Source organism: Desulfobulbus elongatus DSM 2908, from assembly GCF_000621145.1.
Lineage (GTDB): Bacteria > Desulfobacterota > Desulfobulbia > Desulfobulbales > Desulfobulbaceae > Desulfobulbus > Desulfobulbus elongatus.
Genome location: NZ_KK211216.1, coordinates 64,848 through 71,417, shown reverse-complemented (window position 1 = coordinate 71,417; position 6,570 = coordinate 64,848). Strand labels below are relative to the sequence as shown.

5 protein-coding genes and 1 pseudogene are annotated in these 6,570 nt (G+C 64.6%); all 6 read left to right on the top strand.

Translation table 11 applies throughout. The features are described from left to right. On the top strand, positions 1 to 1,518 hold a 1,518-nt coding region (locus Q362_RS21765), incomplete at its 5' end, for a methyl-accepting chemotaxis protein (protein ID WP_035217189.1). A 38-nt stretch (positions 1,519 to 1,556) separates the two neighbouring features. After that, positions 1,557 to 2,120: a GNAT family N-acetyltransferase gene (locus Q362_RS0118140; protein WP_028319758.1), complete on the top strand. Its 564-nt coding sequence runs from the start codon at positions 1,557 to 1,559 to the stop codon at positions 2,118 to 2,120. Continuing rightward, on the top strand, positions 2,113 to 3,144 hold the full coding sequence (locus Q362_RS0118135; protein WP_028319757.1) for a histone deacetylase family protein: 1,032 nt from the start codon (positions 2,113 to 2,115) through the stop codon (positions 3,142 to 3,144). The genes Q362_RS0118140 and Q362_RS0118135 overlap by 8 nt, the downstream gene beginning before the upstream one ends. Positions 3,145 to 3,165: 21 nt before the next feature. Then, a complete protein-coding gene (locus tag Q362_RS0118130; RefSeq protein WP_028319756.1) occupies positions 3,166 to 3,594 on the top strand; it encodes a YkgJ family cysteine cluster protein in 429 nt (142 codons plus the stop codon). Between the two features lie 200 nt (positions 3,595 to 3,794). Then, a pseudogene (gene ercA, locus Q362_RS24945) lies at positions 3,795 to 4,947 on the top strand (alcohol dehydrogenase-like regulatory protein ErcA). Between the two features lie 9 nt (positions 4,948 to 4,956). After that, the gene (locus Q362_RS21755; RefSeq protein WP_051554481.1) at positions 4,957 to 6,570 is read left to right on the top strand and encodes a hybrid sensor histidine kinase/response regulator; all 1,614 of its coding nucleotides are present in this window, start codon (positions 4,957 to 4,959) and stop codon (positions 6,568 to 6,570) included.

Genomic DNA, 6,570 nt, shown 5'->3' with positions numbered 1-6,570 from the left:
CCGGCCGGGGCGGCGGTGGCGGGCCTGACCCCGGACGAGGCGGTGGGCAGGAAATGCCACGACCTGTTCAGGACGCCGCACTGCCGCACCGAGAAGTGCGCCTGCGGCCAGGCGATGAAGCGGGACGCCATCATCACCGAGGAGACCATCGCCCGGCCCGGGGAAGGCATGATCGTGCCGATCAAGTACACGGGCGCGCCGATCAAGGACGCCAAGGGCAACATCAAGGGCGCCCTGGAGTTCATCCTCGACATCACCGGCGAGGCCCGGCAACGGCAGGAGGCCAACGAGAAGATCGAGAACCTCAACGCCATTCCCACCCCGATCTTCTCCATCGACACGGATTTCGCCATCACCTTCATCAATCCGGCCGGGGCGCAGGCCCTGGGGGCGAGCGTCGACGAACTGATCGGCAAGAAGTGCTACAGCCTGTTCAACACCACCCACTGCAACACCGATCACTGCGCCTGCCAGCAGGCCATGAAGACGGACAGCGTGGTATCGGCCAAAACCGTGGGCCGGGTCAACGGCCGCGAAATTCCCTTCAAGTACACGGGCGCGCCGATCAAGGATGCCAAGGGCAACATCAAGGGTGCGCTCGAATTCGTTCTGGATGTCAGTTCCGAGGCCGCGGTGGAGCAACTGGTCAGCACGGCCAGCCAGGAGGTCGCCGAGCTGGTCGCCGATTCCCAGCGGCGCATGGAGCAGGTCCGCGACAACATGGACGTGATGGGCCGGTCGCTCAACCAGGAGGTCGTCCGCCTGGACGAGTCGGAGACCTCCATCCGCCAGATGCTCGAATCCGCCACCGAGATGCTGGGGGTGAGCGGCAAGGTGAACACCCTGGCCAGTTCCATGTCGCTCGAAGCGGAAAACGGCCGCAAGGCGGGAGCCGAGGCCGGCGACAAGATGCAGCAGATCAACCGCTCCATGCAGCAGAACAACGAGATGGTTTCGACCCTGGTGTCGCAGGTGGAAAAAATCGGCAGTTTCGTCGATATCATCAAGGAGATCGCCTCCCAGACCAATCTGCTCGCCTTCAACGCCGCCATCGAGGCTGCCCGGGCCGGCGACGCCGGCCGCGGATTCGCCGTGGTCGCCGACGAGGTCCGCAAGCTGGCGGAAAACAGTTCGCGCTCGGCCGTGGATATTTCCAACATCGTCAAGATGGTGGAAAACGACAGCCGGCAGACCATCGCCGCCATGCAGGACGGCATGCGCATGCTCGATGACGGCTCCAAGGTGATCAACACCGCCCTCAGGGCCATGGAGGAGATCTCCAGCGGCATCATGACCATCTCCTCCTCCATCGACGACGTCAGCGGCCGCGCCGCCACCCTCGCCGATCATGGCAACAAGGTGATGGATCGGATCCAGGAGGTCGTCAAATCCTCGGGCGAGAACCAGCAGACCACGGCCGTGGTCCAGGGCTCGGTGGGCGACACGGTCAAGGCCCTGGACCGGTTGATGGCCTCCAGCGGCTCGCTGCAGGCGGCGGTCAACGACATGTGCCGGTGATGTCGGCACCGCAGGCAACCGGGAGAGGAGCGCACCGCATGACCATTTTCGGCGACAGGATATTCACCATCCGGTTGCAGCTTCGGCGCATCGAGGCCGAGGACCTGGAACTGCTGGCCGGATGGAGCAACGATCCCCTTGCCTGCGGCAGCTATCTGACCCCGGAAAACCTGTCGGTCGACCAGTTGGCGGTGCTGTTGGCGAGCGGCGTTTTGTGGAGCGAGCACAGCAAGACCTTTCTGATCGAGTTGCGCGACGGGCAGCCCATCGGCACGGTCCACTACTGGATCCGGCCCGAGGAACGGAAAACGGCGGTCATCGCCATCAAGATCGCCCGGCCCGAGCAGCGGTCCAGGGGGTACGGCACCGAGGCCCAGAAATACCTGATCCTCTTTCTCTTCAACCGGCTCGATATCCGGCAGGTGGAGATGTACACCGACATGAACAATCTCCCGCAGCAGCGCTGCCTGCAGAAGCTCGGGTTCGAACTCGCCCAGACCCTGCCGTACACCGACCAGCGGGTCCAGCGGGTCGGCCATCTGTATCGGTTGTGCCGGCAGGGATTCGCCCGTCAACCGATCTACCAGCACCACTATGCCTAGACAGCCGGGAATCCTGTTCGACCGCAGGTACTACGAGCACAGCATCCCCCAGCAGTCGCTGGAGAACGCCGGCCGGGTGCGCAGCCTCTACCATTCCCTGGAGGGGCCGGAATACGCCGGCCTGCTGCGGACCTACCAGCCCAGGGAGGCCACGGTCGCCGATATCGAGGCGGTGCATTCGGGGTTTTACCTCGAACAGTTGCGCGAGCATGCCAATGCCGAGGATCCGTATTCCTACGACCGCGACACCTATCTGATGGAGCAGAGCCTCTATACCGCCGCCCTGGCCGCCGGCGGCTGCCTGGAGTTGGCGGACCGGATCATGGGCGGCGAGATCGATTACGGCTTCGCTTTGATCCGGCCGCCCGGCCACCATGCCGAACCGGGCAGGGGGATGGGATTCTGCGTCCTGAACAACGTGGCGATCACCGCCGAATATCTGCGCCGGATGTACGGGTTGGACCGCATCCTCATCCTCGATTTCGACGTTCACCACGGCAACGGCACCCAGGCCGTCTTCTACGAGACCGAACAGGTGCTGTTCGTGTCGATCCACCAGGAGAAACTGTTTCCGTTCACCGGCACCGCCGGGGAGACCGGCAGCGGCCGGGGCCGGGGCTACACCATCAACCTGCCGGTGCATCAGCAGTTTGCCGATCCGGAATACCTTTTTCTCCTGGGCAGGGTGCTGGGCGGGGTGGTGGAGCAGTACCTGCCCCAGATCATTCTGGTGTCGGCGGGCTATGACGGCCACCACGCGGATTCGATCAGCCGGATCATGCTGACCACGGGCTGGTACGGGACCGTGACCGAACTGCTCAAGCATCTGGCGCAGGAGGCCTGCGGCAACCGGCTGCTGCTCGTGCTCGAAGGGGGCTACAATCCGGTGTCGCTGGAGGAATCGGTGCTGGCGACGGTGGACGGTCTGCTGCGACCGGTCGGGCGCAGGCCGGGAGTGATCCATTCCGAACGGGCCGCGCGGATCCTGGCCAACCATCCCTTGCATGCCTTCTGGACGGTCTGAACGGAAAAAAGGAGCACTGTCATGACGGAACACGTTTCGCTCGACCCGGCCGCCTTGCGCACCATTTTTGCCGACTGCCGCCAGTGCGGCACCTGCTGCAGATCGTACCGCAAGATAACCCTGCAGGCGGACGAGGTCGAGTTCATCCGCAAGATGGGCGGACATGTGGGGGTGGACGTCAGCCTGGCGCAACTGCGCGACCGGCCGATGGACGAGGTGGTGGCCGAGGCCCTGGCCTCGGGCAAGGTCTTCATGATCCATCCCGACGACAAGGGGTGTCTTTTTCTGCAGAAAAGAAACGACAAGTATTACTGCCGTATCTATCACCACCGGCCGCGCGCCTGCCAGGGATTCCGGTGCAACCTGGCCGACTCCAGTTTCCTGGAACTCTTCGGCGGGGCCGACAGTATCCATCTCCTGGGGCAGAACCGCTTCGGTTTGCCGCTCTAGCGCGAGCCGTTCCGCCGGGCGGTTGCCCGGCGTCGTTGCGATGAAGCCGCCGGAATGCCGTTGTCCCGGTGCGGTGTCGTCCGAATGTTTCTTTGACGGTGCGAGGGATTGACCATATAGAATAAGAAAGCGGAAAGTTCACCGGTTCTGATGGTTGTGGCGGGCACTGGCCATGCCTGCTGCCGGGAGGTGTGAACGCCATGCGGAACATACGGAAGTTTGTTGCCCCGGAGATCGTATTCGGCGACGGCGCCCTGGAGCTGCTGGGACGTTACGCCGCCAACCTTGGCGCCAGCCGTGTGTTTATGGTCACCGATCCGGGGGTGGGCCGGACCGGGCTCGTCGACGGGGCGGTGGCCGTTCTCCGTTCGTCCGGGGTGGAAGCGGTGGTGTACGACCGGGTCAGTCCCAACCCCCGCGACCACGAGGTGATGGAAGGGGCCGCCGCCTATCGCCGCCACGATTGCGACGTCATCGTCGCCATGGGCGGGGGCAGTCCGATGGATTGCGCCAAGGGCATCAGCGTTGTCTCGGCCAACCACGGCGACATCCTCGATTTCGAGGGAATCGACAGGGTCGATGTGCCCGGCCCGCCGCTCATCTGCGTTCCCACCACCGCCGGCTCCTCCGCCGATGTTTCCCAGTTCGCCATCGTCAACAATGCGGCGACCCGGATGAAGATCGCCATCATCAGCAAAAGCATGGTGCCCGATGTGGCCCTGATCGACCCGGCAACCACCCTGTCCATGGACCGGCACCTGACCCTGTGCACCGGGATCGATGCCCTGGTGCACGCCATCGAGGCGTATGTCAGCACGGCCGGTTCGGACCTCACCGACCTGCATGCCCTGGGCGCGATCCGCCTGCTTCGCCGGCATCTGCCCGATGTCCTCGAGCGGCTCGACGACCTCCGCCTCCGGGGCCGGATCATGCTGGCCAGCCTGGAGGCCGGCCTCGCCTTTTCCAATGCCAGCCTGGGCGCGGTCCATGCCCATGGCCCACAGTCTGGGCGGCCTGCTCGACTTGCCCCACGGCGAGTGCAACGGCCTGCTGCTGGACCATGTGGTCGCCTTCAATTACAGTGCAGCGCCGGAGCGCTACGACCTGGTCGGCGAGATCTTCGGGGCGCGGCTGACCGGTCTGCCGCCGGAACGAAGGGGACGGGCCGTCGCGGCGGCGCTGCGGGCCTTCAGGGAACAGGTGGGACTGCAACCCGGTCTGGGCAGACGCGGCGTCCGACCCGAAGATGTCGGCGTGCTCGCCCGCAAGGCCCTGGCCGACCCCTGCATGGCCACCAATCCCCGTCGGGCGCAACCGGCCGACATCGAGGCAATCTATCGGGAGGCTCTCTGAAGAAGACCCATGCAAGGCGATGGCGGAGACCGTTGGGAGCAGTTGAAGGAGCGGATTGTCGGCCTGGGGGAGCGATCCATCCGGAAGAGCTACTATCCAGAGTTGAAAGCGAAGATCAGGGACCTGGACCACCAGAAGACCTTTTTTCAGTCGACGCTCTACAGCATCCCGGATGGCGTGGTGGTGGCGGATTTGTCCGGAGCGATCATCCACACCAATCCCGCCCTGTGCCGGATGTTCGGCTACGACAGCGGCGAGCTGGCGGGAACCTCCCGGACCACGCTGTACACGGCGCACGACGGGGTGTTTTCCCCCGACGAATTACCCACGACCCGGTGCCGCCGGTTTGTGCGCAAGGACGGCACCTCGTTTCTCGGCGAGACCCTGACCAGCGACATTCGCAACGAACAGGGGGAACTGCTGGGGCACCTGGAGGTCATCCGCGATTTGACCGAGCGGCTCGCCGCCCTGCGGCAGCAGCGGCATCTGGAAGGGCAGTTGCGCCAATCGCAGAAGATGGCGGCCATCGGCACCCTGGCCGGCGGCATCGCCCATGACTTCAACAATCTGCTTGCCGCCATCCTCGGCTATGCCGAACTGGCACAGAACAAACTGCCCCCGGACATGCCCCTGCACCGGGAAATCGAGCAGATCCTCAAGGCCGGCAACAAGGCCGCAGAATTGGTCAATCAGATCCTGGCCTTCAGCCGCAAGGAAACCGCCAAGCGCATCCCGCTCCAACCCGCTCCCCTGCTCAAGGAGATCATCAAGCTGCTGCGGATGACCATTCCGGCCACCATCGCCATCCGCGAGCAGGTGACCGCTGCGGACCGCACCATCCTGGCCAATCCGACGCAACTGCATCAGGTGGTGATGAATCTCTGCACCAACGCCTTTCATGCCATGGAGGAGCAGGGGGGAGAGATGGTGTTGAGCCTGGAGACGGCTGCGGACGGAACGGAAGGCGACGGAACCGAGCGGCGATGGGTGCGGATCAGCGTGGCCGACAACGGCTTCGGTATCGATCCCATGATTCAGGATCGCATCTTCGAACCCTATTTCACCACCAAGCCCAGCGGCAAGGGCACGGGCATGGGGCTGGCCGTGGTCCACGGCATCGTCGAGCGGCATGGCGGCCGCATCGAGGTGGCCAGCACCCTCGGGCAGGGGAGCGTTTTCAGCGTGTATTTTCCGGAATTCGCCGAAGGCGCGCCGCAGGCGCAGGAGCAGGCGGCCCCCGCGCTGGTCGGCGGCAACGAATCCGTCCTGGTCGTGGACGACGAGCAGATGGTCGCCGATTATCTCAAGATGTTCCTCGAACGGTCCGGCTACCGGGTCACGGTCTGCACCGACGGGACCGGCGCCCTGGACGTGTTCGAGCGCAACCCGAATGCCTTTGACCTGGTGATCACCGACCAGACCATGCCGGGCAGGACCGGCTTCGAGGTGGCGCGCACCATGCTGGCGGTCAGGTCCGACCTGCCGATCATCCTCTGTTCGGGCTACAGCTCGGCCCTTTCGCCCGAACGGGTGGCGCAGGCCGGCATCCGCACGTTCATGATGAAGCCGGTTTCCCTGCGCGACATCGCGGCGGCGGTCCGCTCGCTGCTGGACGGGGCCTGA